Origin of the sequence: Ensifer sp. (assembly GCF_031989085.1) — a bacterium.
Taxonomy (GTDB): domain Bacteria; phylum Pseudomonadota; class Alphaproteobacteria; order Rhizobiales; family Rhizobiaceae; genus Ensifer.
On the sequence record NZ_DALZXU010000002.1, the window covers coordinates 277,950 to 296,379 of the forward strand.

Annotated in this window: 12 protein-coding genes; 4 read left to right on the top strand and 8 right to left on the bottom strand. The window is 61.3% G+C overall.

Annotated features, from left to right (window positions below):
- Positions 1 to 335 precede the first annotated feature (335 nt).
- Genes RTP54_RS14225 through RTP54_RS14235 form a run of 3 tightly spaced genes read left to right on the top strand, consistent with a single transcriptional unit; the run spans position 336 to position 6,149 of the window.
- Positions 336 to 3,458 carry a response regulator gene (locus RTP54_RS14225; protein WP_312363599.1) on the top strand — a complete coding sequence of 1,041 codons (3,123 nt, stop codon included), beginning with the start codon at positions 336 to 338 and terminating at the stop codon, positions 3,456 to 3,458.
- Positions 3,455 to 4,333 (top strand): CheR family methyltransferase, encoded by an 879-nt coding sequence (locus tag RTP54_RS14230; RefSeq protein ID WP_112811484.1) that lies wholly within the window; start codon positions 3,455 to 3,457, stop codon positions 4,331 to 4,333. The genes RTP54_RS14225 and RTP54_RS14230 overlap by 4 nt, the downstream gene beginning before the upstream one ends.
- Positions 4,320 to 6,149 (top strand): response regulator, encoded by a 1,830-nt coding sequence (locus RTP54_RS14235; protein ID WP_312363602.1) that lies wholly within the window; start codon positions 4,320 to 4,322, stop codon positions 6,147 to 6,149. Before RTP54_RS14230 ends, RTP54_RS14235 begins: the two co-directional genes overlap by 14 nt.
- Before the next feature lie 151 nt (positions 6,150 to 6,300).
- Here the strand turns inward: RTP54_RS14235 and RTP54_RS14240 are convergent, their stop codons facing one another.
- The 8 genes from RTP54_RS14240 to RTP54_RS14275 form a co-directional block, all read right to left on the bottom strand.
- A complete protein-coding gene (locus tag RTP54_RS14240; RefSeq protein ID WP_112818108.1) occupies positions 6,301 to 6,942 on the bottom strand; it encodes an Isoquinoline 1-oxidoreductase subunit in 642 nt (213 codons plus the stop codon).
- Positions 6,943 to 6,955: 13 nt separating this feature from the next.
- Positions 6,956 to 9,109, bottom strand: a complete 2,154-nt coding sequence (locus RTP54_RS14245; protein WP_312363605.1) for a xanthine dehydrogenase family protein molybdopterin-binding subunit — start codon at positions 9,107 to 9,109, stop codon at positions 6,956 to 6,958.
- 3 nt (positions 9,110 to 9,112) lie between these two features.
- Positions 9,113 to 9,571: a 2Fe-2S iron-sulfur cluster-binding protein gene (locus tag RTP54_RS14250; protein ID WP_312364408.1), complete on the bottom strand. Its 459-nt coding sequence runs from the start codon at positions 9,569 to 9,571 to the stop codon at positions 9,113 to 9,115.
- 351 nt (positions 9,572 to 9,922) lie between these two features.
- On the bottom strand, positions 9,923 to 11,284 hold the full coding sequence (locus RTP54_RS14255; protein WP_312363606.1) for a HAMP domain-containing sensor histidine kinase: 1,362 nt from the start codon (positions 11,282 to 11,284) through the stop codon (positions 9,923 to 9,925).
- The gene (locus RTP54_RS14260; RefSeq protein ID WP_312363608.1) at positions 11,281 to 11,955 is read right to left on the bottom strand and encodes a response regulator transcription factor; all 675 of its coding nucleotides are present in this window, start codon (positions 11,953 to 11,955) and stop codon (positions 11,281 to 11,283) included. Before RTP54_RS14260 ends, RTP54_RS14255 begins: the two co-directional genes overlap by 4 nt.
- 1,095 nt (positions 11,956 to 13,050) lie before the next feature.
- Complete coding sequence (locus tag RTP54_RS14265; protein WP_112811469.1) at positions 13,051 to 13,278, bottom strand: BrnA antitoxin family protein; 228 nt, start codon at positions 13,276 to 13,278, stop codon at positions 13,051 to 13,053.
- 251 nt (positions 13,279 to 13,529) lie between these two features.
- Positions 13,530 to 15,182 (bottom strand): right-handed parallel beta-helix repeat-containing protein, encoded by a 1,653-nt coding sequence (locus RTP54_RS14270; protein WP_312363612.1) that lies wholly within the window; start codon positions 15,180 to 15,182, stop codon positions 13,530 to 13,532.
- Positions 15,179 to 17,881, bottom strand: coding sequence for a hypothetical protein (locus RTP54_RS14275; RefSeq protein WP_312363614.1), 2,703 nt, complete (start codon positions 17,879 to 17,881; stop codon positions 15,179 to 15,181). Before RTP54_RS14275 ends, RTP54_RS14270 begins: the two co-directional genes overlap by 4 nt.
- A 218-nt stretch (positions 17,882 to 18,099) precedes the next feature.
- Here RTP54_RS14275 and RTP54_RS14280 point away from each other — a divergent pair, with 218 nt between their 5' ends.
- On the top strand, positions 18,100 to 18,417 hold the full coding sequence (locus tag RTP54_RS14280) for a hypothetical protein (protein ID WP_409517149.1): 318 nt from the start codon (positions 18,100 to 18,102) through the stop codon (positions 18,415 to 18,417).
- Positions 18,418 to 18,430 lie beyond the last annotated feature (13 nt).

Sequence of the window (18,430 nt, forward strand, 5' to 3'; positions counted from 1 at the left end):
TCGGACCCAATCCACGTTCCTGCGCGCCTAGTCGCGCCTTCTGGCACCATCTTCAAGTCAGGCGGTGCGCCTGGCGATGCCGTGAAACCTCCGCCGACATTCGGTCAACGATCCGGTGCGTCGTGAAGGCTGCTTGCGGCCGTCGCACGCCTCGCCGTGTGTCGTCGCAATTGCGGCAGACACCTCCGCCGCGGCAACGTCCGGCGGGGTTTTCGCACGCGGAGATATTTATCCAAGCCTTTGACTGGAAAAAGCATTGGTCGGCCCTATCTGCGGCGATGCTACAGGGCTAGTTGTGAGCTGAACGTGGCATCGGCTCGGGGATATTGAGTGATATGACGACTGCATCGGCGGAAAAATCCGCTCCATGGATTTATGCTCTCCTCGCGATCCTGATCGTGTTGCCATTCATCGCCGATCTCATGTTGCCTCTCGGCACTGCCGTCTGGGTCGTTTATATCCTGGCAGCCGCCGTGTCGTTCTTTGCCTGGCGACAGGAGACCCCCATCATCGTGGCGGTCTTGTCGACCATCCTCATCGTGATCGGGTATTTTCTCGCACCAAGTGGTGTTTCCGAGAGCCTCGCCCAGATCAACCGCTCGCTTTGCGTCGCCACCATATGGGTCCTCGCGGCGACAGGCTTTGCGTTCATCCGCAACAAGACCGAGGTTCGTCGCCAGGAATGGCTGCAGGAAGGCCAGGTCGGCCTCGCGCATCGCATCGCCGGAGAGCAGACGATTGAGCAGCTTTCCGACAATGTTCTGGGCTATCTGACATCTTTCCTTGGGGCTGAAAGCGCTGCGATCTTTATCCGCAACGGCGCCAACTTCTGCCGCAAGGCCTCTTTCGGCGTGCCGGACGACGCGCCGGTCCCGCAGACGGTTTCGATCGGTGACGGTCTCATCGGTCAGGTGGCGAAGGATGGTAAACCCATCACGCTCTCGGCCGTCCCGGAGAAGTATCTCTATGTTGGCTCGGCGCTCGGCCGCACGGTTCCGCGCAGTCTCCTGATGTTTGCAGCCGAGGACAACGGCGTCGTCAACGCCGTACTGGAATTCGGTTTCCTCAACCAAAAGGAGCCAGCCGGCGCAGAGCTGGTCGAACGTCTGTCGCCGATGATCGGCATCGCGATCCGTTCGGTCGAATATCGCGACAGCTTGCGCGATCTTCTCGAGGAGACGCGGGAACAGGCGGCCGAACTTCAGGCACAGAGCGACGAGATGCGCGCCGCCAACGATGAGCTTGAGGCCCAGAGCCGCTCCCTGCAGGAATCGCAATCGCGCCTGGAACTTCAGCAGACGGAGCTCGAGCAGAACAACGCCCAGCTCGAACGGCAGGCGCGCGAGCTCGAAGGACAGCGCGATGACCTTGCAGGTGCCAAGCTCGTGCTGCAGCAGCAGGCTCGCGATCTGGAAAAGGGAAGCCGGTACAAGTCCGAGTTCCTCTCCAACATGTCGCACGAATTGCGCACGCCGCTGAACTCGTTGCTCATCCTTGCGCAACTGCTGGCTGACAACAAAGCCGGCAATCTGAGCGCAGAACAGGTCAAGTTTGCCAATACGATCAAGTCGTCGGGCAACGATCTTCTGCTGCTGATCAACGATATCCTCGACATTTCCAAGATCGAGGCCGGTCAGGTCGAGATACAGCCCCAATCGGTTGCCGTGGCCGATATCGTCGGCAAGCTGAAGGGAATGTTCGAAACGACGGCCACACAGAAGGGGCTGACGCTACGCTCGGAGATTCTATCCGAAACGCCGGCGACCGTCGTGACCGACCCGCTGCGCCTGGAGCAGATCCTCAAGAATTTCCTCAGCAACGCAATCAAGTTCACCCACAGCGGTGAAGTCGCGCTGGTGATCGGAAAGAGCGGCGGACGCCATATCTCGTTCAGCGTTCGAGACACCGGCATCGGCATATCGGAAGAACACCAGCAGGCGATCTTCGAACCGTTCAGGCAGGCCGACGGCACGATCAGCCGCAGATATGGCGGGACCGGGCTCGGACTTTCGATTTCGCGCGAGCTTGGGACCATGCTCGCCGGCCGGATCGAGGTCGAGAGCCAAGAAGGCAAGGGCAGTACCTTCAGGCTCGTGCTGCCACTCGAGCTGGAAGCGGCTGTACCTGCGCTGACGCGGGCGACCGCTGGCGGCCCGCCGGCCGCCATCAAGGCGGCCGCGTTGGAGGCGCGCGCCACCGAAGACGGATCTGCCGGCGAAGGCTCGGTCAGACTAATTCCGGACGATCGCGGACGACTGACCGCCGGAGGCCGCATCATGCTGGCAGTTGAGGACGATGCGACCTTCGCCGAGATCCTCTACGATCTCGCCCACGAGCTCGGTTTCCAGTGCATCGTTGCCGGCACGGCCGAAGACGGCATCATTCTTGCCCGCCAGTACCTGCCACATGCCATCATACTCGATATCGGCCTTCCCGATCATACCGGCCTGTTTGTTCTCGACAGGCTGAAGCATGACCTCAGGACCCGGCACATCCCGGTGCACGTCGTTTCCGCGTCCGACTACGTTCGCCGCGCACGCGCACTGGGCGCGGCCGGATATACGCTGAAGCCGGTCAAGCGCGAGGAGTTGGTCCAGGCGCTCGAGGGCCTCGAACACAAGTTGCTCGAACCCGTCCGCCGCGTGCTTGTCGTCGAGGACGATGCAACACAGCTCGAAAGCGTGCAGCTGCTGCTGAACTCCCGCAACGTCAACACGGTCGGCGCCAAGACGGCAGCCGAGTGCCTGGAAAAGCTGAGAGGCGAGGCATTCGACTGCATGGTGCTGGATCTGACCTTGCCGGATGCGTCGGGCCTGGATGTGCTCGACGAGCTCAGCCAGGATGCCTCGATCGCGTTCCCGCCTGTTATCGTCTACACCGGTCGCGACATAACCGCAGACGACGAGCTCCGCCTCAGGCGATATGCGAAATCGATTATCATCAAGGGCGCAAAATCGCCCGAGCGTCTGCTCGACGAAGTCACGCTTTTCCTGCATCAGGTCGTTTCCACGCTTCCAAACCAGCAGCAGGAAATGCTGGCGAAATCGCTCAATCGCGATGAAGCGGTGCAAGGCAGGCGGATCCTCATCGTCGAGGATGACGTGCGCAACGTCTACGCCTTGACCAGCATTTTCGAAACGCACGGCGCCAGCGTCACGATCGCCAGAAACGGGCTGGAGGCCTTGAAAGCGATCGACGAAGGCCAGCGGCAGGGGGCCGGTTCGCCTTTCGACCTCGTGCTCATGGACGTGATGATGCCCGAAATGGATGGATTGACCGCCGTGCGCGAAATTCGCAGCCGTCCGGGCCTGAAGGGCCTGCCGATCATCATGTTGACCGCCAAGGCCATGCCACAGGACCAGCAGCAATCGATCGACGCCGGTGCCAACGATTACCTGGCCAAGCCGCTCGACGTCGACAAGCTTTTATCCCTGGCACGGGTGTGGATTTCAAGATGACCGACATTGCCCTGTCCGCAAGCAGGATCGACGAGATCGAGCTCTCCTTGCTGCTCGAGGCGATCTACCAGAAGAGCCACTACGACTTCCGTGGCTACTCCCAGGCATCGCTGGCGCGACGGATGGAGCAGGCGAAGGTGCATTTCGGGTGCAGCAGCCTCTCCATGCTTCAGCACCTCGTGCTTCATCAGCCATCGGTCTTTCGTGAGCTGCTCAACTTCCTCACCGTGCAGGTGAGCGAGCTGTTCCGCGATCCGGAATACTACCGGATGCTGCGGGAGAAGGTGATACCGCATCTGAAGACCTACCCGTCGCTCAAGATCTGGGTTGCCGGCTGCAGCGACGGGGAAGAGCTCTATTCGCTATCCATCCTCTTCCGTGAAGAGGGCCTTGAGAACCGCACGATGTTCTATGCGACGGACATCAATCCCGCGGCACTGAAGAAGGCCGAGGCTGGAATCTACGCCCTCGACCGGATGGCGCGCTTCACCGAGAACCACCGGCTGTCCGGTGGCCGGTCGTCACTGTCCGACTATTACACCGCGGCCTATGGCTCTGCCGTCTTCGACAAGTCGCTGCGGGCGCGCACCGTCTTTTCCGAGCATAGCCTGGTCAGCGACGAGGTGTTCTCCGAGGTCCACCTGGTCTCCTGCAGGAACGTCCTCATCTATTTCGACAAGGCGTTGCAGGATCGTGCGATTGCCGTGTTCGATCAGTCGCTCGTGCATGGTGGGTTCCTGGGTCTCGGCATGCAGGAGACCTTGAGTTTTTCCGCCTATGCCGACCGGTTCGATGTCTTCGGCCGAACCGAGAAAATCTACCGCAAGCACATGCGGCACCATACCAATGAAGGAATGCGTCATGGCCGACCGTGACATCGTCAAGTTTCTGATCGTCGACGATCTCGAAGAAAACCTCGTTGCACTTGAAGCATTGCTTCGCCGTGACGGGCTGGAACTCATCAGGGCCAGGTCCGGCGCGGAGGCCCTGGAATTGCTCCTCATTCACGATATCTGTCTGGCGCTTCTCGATGTGCAGATGCCCGGTATGGACGGTTTCGAGCTGGCCGAAGTCATGCGCGGGCCGGAGCGCACGCGCAGCATTCCGATTATCTTCCTGACAGCCTTGCCCGCCGATGAAACACGGCGTTTCCGCGGATACGAGGCGGGCGCCGTCGATTACCTGCAAAAGCCGATCGACCCGATCGTTCTACACAACAAGACCGGCGTCTTCTTCGAACTGGCACGCCAGCGCAATTCGCTTCGCGCCCAAACCGTCAAGCTTAACCAGGCACTCAACCTGATCAAGGCGCATACGGACAACTCGCCGATGGCGTTCATACAGCTGGACTGCCAGTTTCGCGTGACGTCGTGGTCGAAAGGGGCTGAACGCATGCTCGGCTGGCCGGCCAAGGACGCAATCGGCCGCACATTTGCCGAACTCGAAGTGTTCCGCCAAAGGGACGAAGAGCAGTTTGCCTCGCTCGCCGCGACGCTTGTCGAAGATGACGCGAGCGGAAGGGGTGTTTGCGAGCTGGTGGCGCGCGACCGCAAGGGTACGCTGTTTACAGGTGAGTGGTATTTGTCCGCACTTTACGATGCGCAGGGCCGTTTGTCTTCGATGAGTGTCCAGGTGCTCGATGTCACCGGCCGCAAACGCGCCGAGGAAACACAGCGCCTCCTGATCGGCGAACTCAACCATCGCGTCAAGAACACGCTGGCAACCGTTCAGGCAATGGCGGCTCACACGCTCCGGTTCAGCACCGATCCTGCCTCTTTCGCGGAGACCTTCGGTGGTCGCATCCAGTCGATGTCCAGAGCGCATTCGATGCTAAGTGCCGCGACCTGGCGCGGGGCAAAGCTGCATGAGATCGTTGCAGATCAGCTCAGGCTCGGTCTGATCGACGAGGACCGCTTCACCTATGAGGGCCCCGCCGTCTATCTCAAACCCCAGGAAGCGCTGCATATCGCGATGATCGTGCACGAGCTCACGACCAATGCTGTCAAATATGGTGCCTTTGCGGTTCCCGACGGGCGCGTGCGGCTCGATTGGCGGCTCGAGGGCAGGATGCTCAATCTGCTATGGGTGGAGGACGGGAAGGACGGCATTGAACCGAATGCTGCAAAGGGTTTCGGTACGACATTGATCGAGCAAAGCGCGCGCTCCGGGGGCGGATCCGCCCAGATGACATTCACCGCCAAAGGGATCGTGTGGCATATCGAACTCCTGATCGAAGACATGCCTGAAAGCGCAGACCCTCAATCGGCACTCGCCGCGGCGAACGAAGCGGCGCGGATCGAAGCCATGCGAAATGCGCTGCCGTCAGAGAGATTGCGCCGGGCACTGATCATCGAGGACGAACCGCTTGTGGCACTCGATATCGCGACGCTGCTGGAAGCCGATGGTTTCGAGGTCGCCGGCATTGCCGCAAGCATCGACGAGGCACTGACCATCATCAGCCATGCCGAGGTCGACGTCGCGCTGCTCGATGGGAATCTGCGCGGGCAGGCTGTCGATGCCGTAGCTTCGGCGCTGCAGGAAAAGAACATTCCCTTCGTATTTGTGAGCGGGTACGGGCGGGAGAACCTTCCGGCGAGATTTTCCGGCGTTCCCGTAGTGGCCAAGCCATTCAGCGACCAGCAGCTTATCGAGGCGACAAAAAGCGCGATGGCTTCCGCCTTGATTGCCTAGGATACGATGGCGGCTGGCACCCGTGGCGGTGCGATGACCGCCGCGTGCGGCGATCCTTCTCTCCACGCGCACGCTTTGCTTGCTTCTTGCCGCGTTCTGTCGAGCTTGCCGGAAGCGTTCGCTTCGTTGGCCGCCGGCAGGTCTGCCCGGCCTAGGATGGCGGGCAGGCAGCGCCCGTATCCACCCATGCCTGGATAAGCGCGCCGAACTCTTGCTGCGTGCCGGGAACGGGCTCGCGGCCGTCACCCGGCTGCCATCCCCATCCAACCAGCTCGTCGTGCGCCATGTGCTCGACCATTTCCGCCATGGTCTTGTCGCCGTTGCGCTTCGGATCCTTCAATTGTTCGCAGATCTGTCCGAGCGTCTTGCCCTCCCAGGCCATCTCGATTGGTGCGAGGTGCCAGGCCGGATTGCCGGGAATGCTCTTCAGCGTGTCCGCCTGGCCGACCACCGGCGTGTTCTTTTCGCTGTGGCAGGTGTTGCACTGCATGCCGATCAGGCCCATGCCAGCGTCGCCGCGGAAGACCGGCGGTTGGTGGGGGTGCATTGTCATGCCCTGCAGCGGGCGCTCTGTTGCCGGGTGACAGTTGACGCAACGCGGATGCTGGATGACCTTGCCCGCCTCCTCGAACAGAGCCAGCGAACGCGCGCGCGTGTCGGATATCGACTGGAAGGATTCTGCCGGGCGCAGCGATTGCACGTTCTGGGCTACGGACGCCGGCGCGAGCAGGATGCCCGCGCCGACGATCAGACAGTTCGCGGCAATGCCGGAAAACAGCAGTGTGATCTTCATCTGGTGGACTCCCTCAGGACGACATGATGCTGACGATCGGCAACTGGCGCACCGGGGCGTTCGTCAGCTTTCGCCACGCGTTGGCAACGGCAGGGCCGATCGGCGGCACGCCCGGTTCTCCCACACCCGTCGGTTTTTCTGTCGACCTGATGATTTCCACCGCGACATCGGGCATCTCGTTGATGCGGATCGAGCGATAGTCGTGGAAATTCGACTGCATGATCCGGCCGCCCTTGCCGAGGGTGACGGCATCGAACAGCACGGCGCCAAGCCCATAGCCGATGCCGCCCTCCATCTGCGCCTTGATGATGTTGGGATTGACGGCGACGCCGCAATCGACCGCACACCAGACCTTGTGCACGCGCGGTGCACCATCGGGACCGACGGACACTTCGGCGACCTGCGCGACGAACGAGCCGAAACTCTCGACCACAGCCACGCCGCGCGCACGTCCTTCCGTGGGCGTCGCGCCCCAGTCCGACATCTCGGCGGCCTTGCGCAGGACACCGGCATGGCGCGATGCCGGGTCGAGCAGGGCAAGCCTGCCGTCCACCGGATCGCGCCCGACGCGGGTCAGAAGTTCATCGACGAAGGTCTCGACGGCGAACCCGGTATGGGTGTGGCCGACCGACCGCCACCACAGAGGCGGGATCGGCAGCGTGACGTTGTGCGAGGTCACCTTGAGATTGGGGATGCGGTAGGGCAGGTTCGAGGCCCCTTCGACCGACGTCGAATCCAGATCCGCCTTGGCCATGATCGATTGCCCGACGATGATCTGCTCCCATGCGGTGATCCGGCCATCGGCGTCGATTGCACCGCGCATCATGTGCGCGTACATCGGTCGGTAGAATCCGCCCTGGATGTCGTCCTCGCGGGTCCACATATGCTTGAGCGGTCGGTCGCCGCCGATGGCAGCATAGACGGAAGCCGCTTCCTGCATGTAGGGCGAGCCGAATTGCGCCTTGCGGCCGAAGCTGCCGCCGGCAAGCTGCGTGTTGACGCGCACCTTCGTCTCGTCGAGCGACAGGATCTTTGCCGCGACCTGCTGATCGAAGCCCGGAAACTGCGCGCCGTTGTAGATATCGACGGAGCCATCGGCGGCCTTGATGAATACCGCGTCGAGCGGCTCCATGGGAGCGTGTGCGAGGAAGGGGAAGACGATCTGGGCTTCCACGGTCTGCAGCCCCTGCTGCCGGAAGGCTGCAGCGACATCTCCTGTGTTCGTCGCCTCGAGGCCCGGCTCGTCGAAGTGCCGGACATATTCGGCCGCCAGTTCCGCTGAAGAGCGGGTCTCCGCCTTGGAAAGATCCCATTCGATCCGGAGCGCATCGCGGCCTTTCAAGGCGGCGAAGGTATTTTCGCCATAGACTGCAATGCCTTGCGCGATTTTCTTCACGTCGACCACGCCCATCACTTTGCGGGCATCCGTGTCGTCGAAGGATTTGACGACTGCACCGAAATGTTTCGGGTGGGCGACGACCGCCGTGAGCAGGCGGTCGGGCATGATGTCGAGCGTGAAGATCGCCGTGCCATTGGTCTTTTCGCGGGTATCGAGCTTCGGCAGGTCTGTACCGATCAGCACGAAATCCTTCGGATCCTTCAACTTCGGATCCGTTGGCGGCGTCTGGCTCGCAGCCTTGTCTGCAAAGGCGCCGAAGCCGCTTTCCTTGCCGGAGGCTGCATGTTTGATGCGGCCTTTCTCCACGGTGATTTCCGCAGCCGGGACTTTCCATTCCGCAGCGGCGGCGGCAACGAGCATGGCGCGCGCGGTGGCACCCGCCTTGCGCATCTGCTCGTAGGCATTGGCGATCGAGCTGGACCCGCCGGTCCCCTGCAGGCCAAACGCGAGGTTGGCGTAGATCTTGTTGTCCGTCGGCGAGTGGACGGCGCGCATCTGGCTCCAGTCGGCATCGAGTTCCTCGGCGACAAGGGTCGCAAGGCCCGTGAACGGACCTTGGCCGAACTCGATATGCTTGGACAGTACCGTGACGGTATCGTCTGTGCCGATCTTGACGAAGGCATTCATCGGCTTGAGGTCGCCAGCACCCCCGGCCGGTACGCCTGTCGGCGCGGCCGAAAGGAACCGCGGCGCGATGGCTACGCCAATGACGAGCCCGGCGCCGGCAAGGAAAGTGCGGCGGGTGGCCGTGATGTCGTGAAGGGTCATCGTTCAACCCTCCATCGAATTGGCGGCGTTATGGATCGCCGCCCGGATACGATGGTAGGTGGCGCACCGACAGAGATTGCCGGTCATGGCGCCGTCGATCTCGTCATCAGTGGGTTTGGGCACCATCTGCAGGAGCGCGACTGCCGACATGATCTGCCCGGATTGGCAGTAACCGCATTGCGGGACATCGAGCCCCGTCCATGCAGTCTGCACGGCGTCTGCCTCCTTGCCGGAGATACCTTCGATCGTCACCACATCCGAGCCGTCGATCGTGGCGATCGGCGTGATGCAGGATCGCCGTGGCATTCCATCGAGATGCACCGTGCAGGCGCCGCATTGCGCCACGCCGCACCCGTATTTCGTACCGGTGAGTTTTTCGAAATCGCGGATGACCCAAAGGAGCGGCGTATCCGGGTCGCCGTCAAACGTGCGTTCTTTTCCATTCAGCGTGAAAGTCACCATGTCCATGCGTCCTTCCAAGGAACCGAACGAGGGCCGGCTCATGTGCAGAAAATGGTGCCGGAACTGTAGAAACGAGAGGCCGGCCAAGAGGGTGATGTGGTCAGAGAACTGCCATGCTACTGCCGGATCAATTCAAATGCGCGTGATTTGGACCGGGGACAGCGCGCGGGCCCGGTCAAAGCTTCTAATGCTCGCTTGGCCAGTTTGTTCCAAGAGATCCGATACGTTCGCCAAAGCATTCGAGGTCGGGGGCGCCAGAGGCTGCGTCCTTGTTGCGAAAAGAGCTGAGGTAGCGACCGCTCAAAGAGTGCGCCGGCAAGGGCGACCGCCGTTCCCCGTCGATCGTGCAGGCTAGGGAAAGGTCAGGCTTGCGGCCAGACCGCCGCCGGCCGCTTCTGCGAGTTCAACCGAACCGTTGTGCGCCGTCATGATCTGGGCGACAAGCGCCAATCCCATGCCTGTCCCTTCGCATGTGGTGTTGTTGCCGCGCACGAACGGTTTCAGCACGTTCTCACGCTCAGCAAGTGGAATGCCGGGGCCATGGTCCGAGACACGCAATACTCGTGTATGAAAAACCTCGACGACCAGCGTTTCCGTGCCTTGCGCGTGTCGCATCGCATTGACAATCAGATTGTCCAAAGCAACGCGAATGGCCGGCTCGGAGCCTGATATCACGATACGGTCCTCTGGCGCCCTGAACTCGATCTCCATTCCCTGATTCATTGCCGCTGGCACGTGCTCGGAAATTATCGCGCGGGCAGCAGCGACAAGGTCGACGGCCGTAAAGGTGAGCGACTGGCCGGACAGCCGTGCCAGTTGCAACGACGTCGTGACGATCGATGCAAGACGCGTGGTGTCGCGTACCAGCACCTCCCGGACACCCGGGTCCTGAACGAGATCAAGCTTGATGCGCAGCTTCGTCAAAGGCGTCCTCAACTCGTGAGACGTACTGGCAAGAAAGTTTCGCTGCGCGGCAAACGCATCATCGATGCGGCTGAGTGCCGTGTTGAAGGCTGCGACCATCGGTTTCAGCTCTATGGGCGTGTCCCGGTCAGATATTCGCCGCCCATTGGGAAGGCCATCGATCTGTTCTGCGGAGTTCACGACCTTGCCCACGGGAATTGCGATCGTGCGCTTGACCGCCACAACGGCAATCGTGGCCGTTGCGGCAAGAACGGCAGCCAGAAGATGATACAGACCCTGCGGCCAGATGTCCCGCAGGGCAACGAGTATCGTTTGACCGTTGGAAAACGATACCCCGCCAATGACAACGAGCCGGCCGGGGTTGTTTTCATCCAGCTTGCGAAGTCCCAGATAGCGTTGGCCTTCACGGATGTAATAGAATTCCGAGGAGATTATCTGCGCGGGAACGGAGTTGAGAACAGGTTGGACGGATGCTGGAACGCGTCCGTATTCAATTGTTTGGCTTCCGTCGCTCAGGAGATACCAGAAGCTTGGCTGATCTTCGGACAAGCGGATGATATTCTTGGCGATCAACCCATCCACCTCGATCCTGAGCTTTCCATCGCTGCCATAGTCCGCCTCGTCCTGCAGAAGTTTTGAAACGCTCTCCAGCGCGATCTTTTGCTTGATCTGAGGATCGGTCAGCAAAAATACTGCGATCGTGAGGACGGTGCTTACGACCATCATGAGTGCCATGCCGAGGATGAGCATGCTCGCGACCGGAAAGGCGATTGAACGCAGGCGCATCATTGTTCGAGTACCAGCATGTAGCCGATGCCGCGAATGGTCCGGATTGTCGCGTCGCAGTTTGCCTCGCGCAGGCGCTTTCGCAGCCGCGAGACGTGTGAGTCGAGCACGTTGGACTCGACCTCGTCGTCGATGTTGTAGACGGAAGCTTCCAGGTTGTCGCGCTGCACCACGCGTCCCGCCCGCCGAATTAGGGCCTCCAAAACGGCGAGTTCGCGCCGCGGAACGCCCAGCGCATTCTCGCCGATCATGGCGGAACGATTGGTCAGATCGAAAGACAGGTTGCCGAATTGGGTGCGGCCTGTCTCATCCAGACTATAGCGACGCAGAACGGCGCGTGCGCGTGCGACAAGCTCGATCGGCTCAAACGGTTTGCCGACATATTCGTCTGCGCCCTTGTCGAGCGCAGACACGATGTCGATCGGATCGTCCAATGCCGTTAGAACGAGTGTCGCCGGTCGTGGGCGGAGTTGCCGCAACGTGGAAAGGAGCGACAGGCCGTCACCGTCCGGAAGATTGCGATCGATGATGACAAGATCAAACTTGAAGGCAAGCAAGGCCGCCTCTGCGTCCGCAATCGTCTCGAATGTATCTGCGACCCCGATGGATGCTTCCATCATGAGCTTCAGTGAAGATGCCAACTCCCGATCATCTTCTACGATCAAAATACGCATGGAAAACCCGTGCTTTCAATATTGATTGGTCATGAATAAAGGCGACTTGAGCCGGATATAGTCCGGTTAAATCTTCGTTGCCGCGAGATCCTCGCAGACAACATGACGATTATGTATGGTGTCGATGCAGGAAATAATTCCTCCCTGTGGTTTCATTCGTAATCATAACCGGGTGAATCATAACGCGGCACTCTGCGATACTCTCGCGACATATCGAGCCTTTGCATGCAGTTGGCGTAGGCATCGGTCCCGCGGACAAATCCGTATTGCGAGCAACGCTCCTGATATTCAATGGTTTCGCATCCAGCCAGCGCGAATAGCAGGCCTACTGCAATTAAAAGTCGCATGAAATTACCTCAGGTGGTTATGTGTTTCTCATCGGTAAATCGTTTTGCAACCTTGCGAGAATGTTACGGACCGGGCGCTCGATCTCGCCAAATTTGTTGGCGAGCCCGCGCTGTTTCGCGGGTTGAAAGCGTGCTGTCGCATGTCGTGTCGATGACGCCCGCCTGGCGGCCAAGGCTGTCATAGATCACCGAGCGGAGATTCCCGCCAAGCGATGGACGAAAGGCGGGAGCAGATCGAAATTGCCAGGTTCCTTGCCAGCAATGAAAAAGAGTCGGCGGAGGCGGACGTCAGGTCGCAAGCAGCGTCAATACGCGGGCGTACCCGACCTCTTTATGTGGAAAGCGGGAGATGAGTGGATCTCCACCCTTTGAAGACGCTGCGCACTCTGACGCGACCGATACGACCAGTTACTGATCGTCATGTTAGTGCAATGTCGAACCTATAGCTTTTAGATATTGAAAAGCTCCGAGGTTATCCATGTATATATTCGCCGTTCCGAGTGCAATTATCGTTTTTATCATGCTATTTTTGTGGGGATACAGCATCTTTTATCAGTTTCGCGGCGATCAAAATATGTTTGGTCTCTAGCGTTGATTATGGAAAGTGTATTCTCCGTTCGCGTTCGAAGACTGCGACGGCCGTCCGGGACCGCAACTCGCCCGGCAATGCGCAGCCCTCCGCCGCGGGATCCGTTGAAGGAGGGCATTGCGCGTGGCCTACCACCGACACCCTTGATGGCAACCGGAACTACTGTTTTACAGCGGCACGCAAAGTGTCGTTGATGCGGTCCTGCCAGCCGGGTCCGTCAGCCTGGAAATAAGCCAATACGTCGCTGTCGATCTTCAAGGAGACGAGTTCCTTGGTGTTCGGGATCGCCGGTCTTTCCACCGCAGGCGCCGCGACCTTCTTCGCAGGTCTGAATAGAGCCTCCGCGGCATCCTTTGGATTTGCCGGTCGTCGTGGTGTCGTAGCCATGGTTGTTCCTTTCGATGTCGGTCAGATCGTGCCGCGGTGCGTGCGTGGGTATCGACCATGCCGGCCACACTTGCTCGTCCACACGTGGCAATACGCCTTCTAAGTAACAGGCAGCCGATCGGCATGCCATCGAAACAGATGCCTCAGGGCGCGATCCACCGCTTTCTGGGCAACCCGGCGACTTGAACCAGTGGCAAGGCTGAACGGCGCGGCAGGGTTTGCGCGATTGTCGAGGTCCATCTCGATGTCAGCTATTCCAGTTCACCTCTTCGCCGCCTGATGAGACGCCGCACGATCTCCGTCAGGTCGCCTTCGACGGCGCCGATGGAACAGGAGGATCCTTGGGGGCGATGCGTGCCGTAGATATCGCGGCCATTGATCGGCGCGCCCTTGCAGACACCAGGGTCGCCGCTTTCGCCCGCCGGGCTTGCCGGGCGGATCGGCGCGTAGAACCAGCCGAGCAGCGGTGGCCGGACGGGTATGGTGCTGCCACAGGTCGACCATGGGAACTGAAGATTGTGGCCGAGGTCGCGGAAGCTGCGGTCAGCGGCAGCGCCGGCGCAGACGCCGCTCTTGCCGCCCTGCAGAACCGTGTTGGCGAACTCGATGGCAGCTGGCCCGCATGGCGTGCCGTGGCGGACGGGCAGGTCGCCGTTGTCGGCGACCGTTGCGTTGAGGAAGCGGATGCTGCCACCCACATAGGCCGCCCCTGTATCGGCGGTGTTGTCTGCAATGATGGAGTTCGCGATGCGACTTGCCGCCGGCGAACACAGTGTCTGGACGGCGCCACCGCTGGCCGCACGGTTCCTCCGCAGCAGGCTGCCGTCGAGGAAAAGCGGCGACTGCCGGGCATAAATGGCACCGCCGGCTGTGCCGGCTATGTTGTCGATGAGGGTGCTGCCGCGGATCTCGGCATGGGCGGCTTCACCCACGGCGATTGCCCCGCCCGCGAGTGCTGCCCGGTTGCCCTTGAAGCGGCCGTTGCGGATCGTGAAGCTGACAGGACGGGATAGCTCCCCGGCGGCGGCCACCGCGCCGCCGCTGCCGTCGGCGACGTTGCCGGTGAAGGTGACAGCGCGCATGTTCGCCTCGACGCCGGGACCCGCGAAGATCGCGCCGCCCTGTCCGGAGGAACGGTTGCGCTCAAACGTTGTTTCCTCGACCGAAAGCTTGCAGCGCGACAGGAACGCGCCGCCGTGGTCGGCGCTGGAATTGTCGACGAACCACGACCGCGTGATCGCCACCTGGCAGTTGCCGGTGGCATCAGTGCCGCCGAAGCTCGAAGCGCCGCTGCGCCGAAACTGGGAATTGTCGATGCGCACGCTGCTGAAACGCGAGGTGGCCAGCAATTGTCCGGTGTTGTCGCTAAACCGGCTGTCGGAGATGTCCAGGACCCCTTCGGACACGATGAGTGCCGGACCGGAACTCCCACGGATCCAGGCGTCGCGCAGCACCAGGTCGCCGGCCATGAGCCAGATCGGCTGCTGCGATTTGGCGATGGTGGTGCCCTCCAGCAACGAGACAAATCCCTCGCCGACGATAACGCCGCCGGGCAGGGTGGACGCACCGATACCGCCACTCTCGATCCGGATCCTGGTAAACGAGACACGCGCCCCCGAGGAGCCGAGGCCGAACATGCGACGGCCTTTGCCATCAAGCGTGATCTTGCCGCCGCCGTCGATATCCATATCCCGCTGCAAGCCGTGCTGGCGCGTCAGTTCGATGATGCCCGAACAGGCGAATGTGACGCGCCCGCCAGCCATAAGCGCTTCTGCAAGGTCGGTGCGGGCATCGCCGGGCCAGACATCCTTGCCACAGACCGTGACAACCGCGTCGGCATGAGCAGAGGTGACGGCCAGCACCAGCCAGAATGCCAGGGTGAGCACCTTCGCCAACACGCTCATGGCAGGGTCACCGTATCGAAGCGCGGGTCGAACCAACGCTCGAGGTCGAGCACGACCTTTCGCTTGCGCACCGTACTCGTGATTTCGACGCGGCCAGTTCCGCTCGAAGTGATGGGGGCGATACCGATGGCACCGGGAGGTGCTGCGGCATGCGGCCAGTCGTCCGGGTCGGGCTGCTCGATCGCGTCGACCTTGGTGACGCGCTCGCAATCGAACGCGATGCGCTGTCCCGACGAACCACGCGCCGACACGTAGCTGCCCCCACAGTCGCTAGATACGGTCATTGGCTCTCCCGGTCCGGGGTTGCGCGCCGATACTCTCGACTTGAAATCGTCGAAGGTCATCTCGGCCGCGTCGACGACCTCCACGAACCCGGCGCTGTAGACCTCGTCGAAATTGCCAAGGTCGGAGCCGAAGAGTTGCTTGCGGTAGAGCGACATCCAGAAAGGCGGGCCGCCATTGTAGGCCGCGCAATCGGCATCATCCGAGCGGACCAGGAACCAGCCTGCGCGATGCCCCGGCTTCATGCATGGTGCCGCGAGATCACCGGGGATGACGACGTTGACGCCGCAGGCAAAGCCGTCCCAGACACAGAGGTTCAGGTCGTAGCTCGGTGCAGAATCGACTGCCTCGGGCAGCTTGCCCTGGAAACGCAGGAAGCGCTCGAGCGACGAGCGTCGCGCGGCAGGCGGCCGTGCGACCTCCGGCTGGGTCAAGGTGGGCGGCTGGTGGGGCGGCCCCGCCAGCATGACGGTGGTCGGAACAGCCACGCCCAAGTCATCGGCGACGAACAGCTGGTCGATCGGGTCGATGGTGGTGTTCTTGGGCATGCCGGTGGTAAGTCCGCCCGCGGTTATGGTGAAGGCCGCGCCGCTTGAGACGATCTCCCAGCCATAGTGATGCAATCGCTGATGGACTGGCGGCGAACGGTCGCGGTCGATAACCAGCGAATAGATCGTTTCGTCGGGCCGGTAGCCGGAGGTCGCGTAATAGATCGCGTGTGAAGCATAGGATGTGGAGGCGGCGTATTGATTGCCGTCGAACCCCGGCAGATTGAGCGAAACGCCGAAATAGAGCAGTCCGAGCGCGTGTTGATGGTCGGCGCCGCGATTGAGGTCGAACAGGCCGTTCTTCGGCGGGTCGGTCGTGGTAAGCGCCGTGCCGTCGCGTGGCACACCGTCGACATGTTGCAGATACTCGCGCTTGCGCCGGTAGGGCGCAATGCGGCGTCCCTCGCTGCTGGTGACTGCGTATTTGGCGACGGCATATTCCATGACGGCGCGCGCGCCGGTGCGAATGTCCACGTCCTCGGCGAAGTCAGCCAGGTTGGTGATCGAGACCATGCTGTAGCGCTGGTACGGACGACTGTTGTATTCGAGGAAATCTGCCTTCAGCAGCCTCTGCATTTCCTTCAGGATCCACTCGCGCAGGTCAGTCTGGTCGCTGGCGTAGCCTGTGCCACCATTGGCCATGATGTACTGGTTGTTCAGATACTTCGTGGAATTGATCATCCACAGGTGGTTCTCGGTTTCCGGTATCGTCAGCGTGGCCAGCGCCGCCGCGGCAACCGCCACGACAATGAGTACGATCGCGACGGTGATCGCCGCGACTGCCCCGGCCACAACCGCGACGGCGGCGATGATGGCTGCGATGAGGATGAGCAGGATGGCGAGGAACGACAGGATGTCCCAACCGGAATCCCAGAGATCCTCCATCATGCTATCGAAACCGGAACGGTCGTCGGAGCGGTCCTGCGGGCTGCCGACGCTCTTCTCCTCGTTGCCACACTCCCAGAAATGATAGTTTTCCGCAGCCGGCCCGCCATCGATGTCGATGAGTTGTTCGTTGAGATACTTGCGCGCTTCGTCGCTCAGCGCCGGCTGCCGGCGGTCGAGTTCGGCAATGCGGATCAGGTTTTTCAGCGTCGCATCCCAGTCGCCGTCGGTGCCGCCAAACAGATTGCAGGGGGCGCCGTCTGTGCCAACCTGCATGTCGCCGCGCGACATCAAAAGCAGCGACTGGTCAACCTGCGCGGCGAGGCAGGACGGCGAGATTCGGAATGTCAGGCGGACGTTGGCCGGCCGGTCCGGCGCGAGATTGCTTGCGGTGATCGAATAGTTCTGGACGACGCCGGCGTCGGTACTGGCGTCCCCGCAGGCCGGCGGCAGCAACGACAGGATGCGGTTACGGATCGGAGCGGTATCGGGTGCATAGCTGCCGGGATTTGGCCAGTTGGTGATCGCGAGCCAGGCGGGATGGGTGAGAAACGCGTCGATGGCCGGCTGCCTGACAGACGCTTCGTCATGCAGGCATTTGTCGTCGAACACCCGGCAGACCTGCCAATGTGCCGCGGCGATGGTGAACTCGCACGGTCGCGGAAGAAAAACCGCGGCGTGTGTTCCGCGCCCGAGCATGTTCCAGGCCATCTTGCCGAGCAGTTCTGCGGTGATGTCTTCGCTGTTGGACCGTTTCCAGTGGTGCGGGACAAAATTGAACTCTGAGCCACAGGCCATGGTGGCGATGACGGCATCGCGGCGCTTGGGCAACGTCTGTATGGGGTCGGCAACGAATGCCGGCGCAGGGCCGATCGGGACCTGGTAGCCAAAGGTATCGATGCCGGCGCGTGCGACCGTTGAAAACAACAAAAGCCAGCACAGGCAGACGCGCGCTGCCAGCCGGCTGGTTCTTGCGGATATCATCGGCGTTGGACCTGCCACGCGACCAGCAACGCGCGCGAGTATATGTCGAGCTGGGCGATCCTGAAAGGGCCGGTCACAGCGTGCCTTAACGGATCGTCAACGTCCGGAAACGGGTCCTGCAGCGCCGATGGAACGGTAGCCTCGATCAGACGTTATACTTGCCAGGCAGCGTGGGCCTATGGGCAGTGGCTGCCGGATATCTCGTCAGATGCGGTGAAATCCCGACCGGAGATTGGAGAACCATCATGAAATTTTCCGCGAAGATGTCATGGGGCGCACTGGTTGTCGCCTTTGCCGGAACAACCGCTCTCGCCGACAACTACTATTACGAACCGGCACCCGGTGTCGTCTACGTCGATCCCATGCCGACGGGCAGTGTGTACGTCGAACCGGGACCGATATACGGCCCCTATGGCTACTATCGTCCGCCGGCTCGGACCTTGGGCGACGAACGTGAACGCTACACCAACGAGTACATGGGCGGCGGCGAGGGTGACTATTACCAGGGCATTACGCCGCCAGCACCGGTTCCTTGACGCATCGCGACCG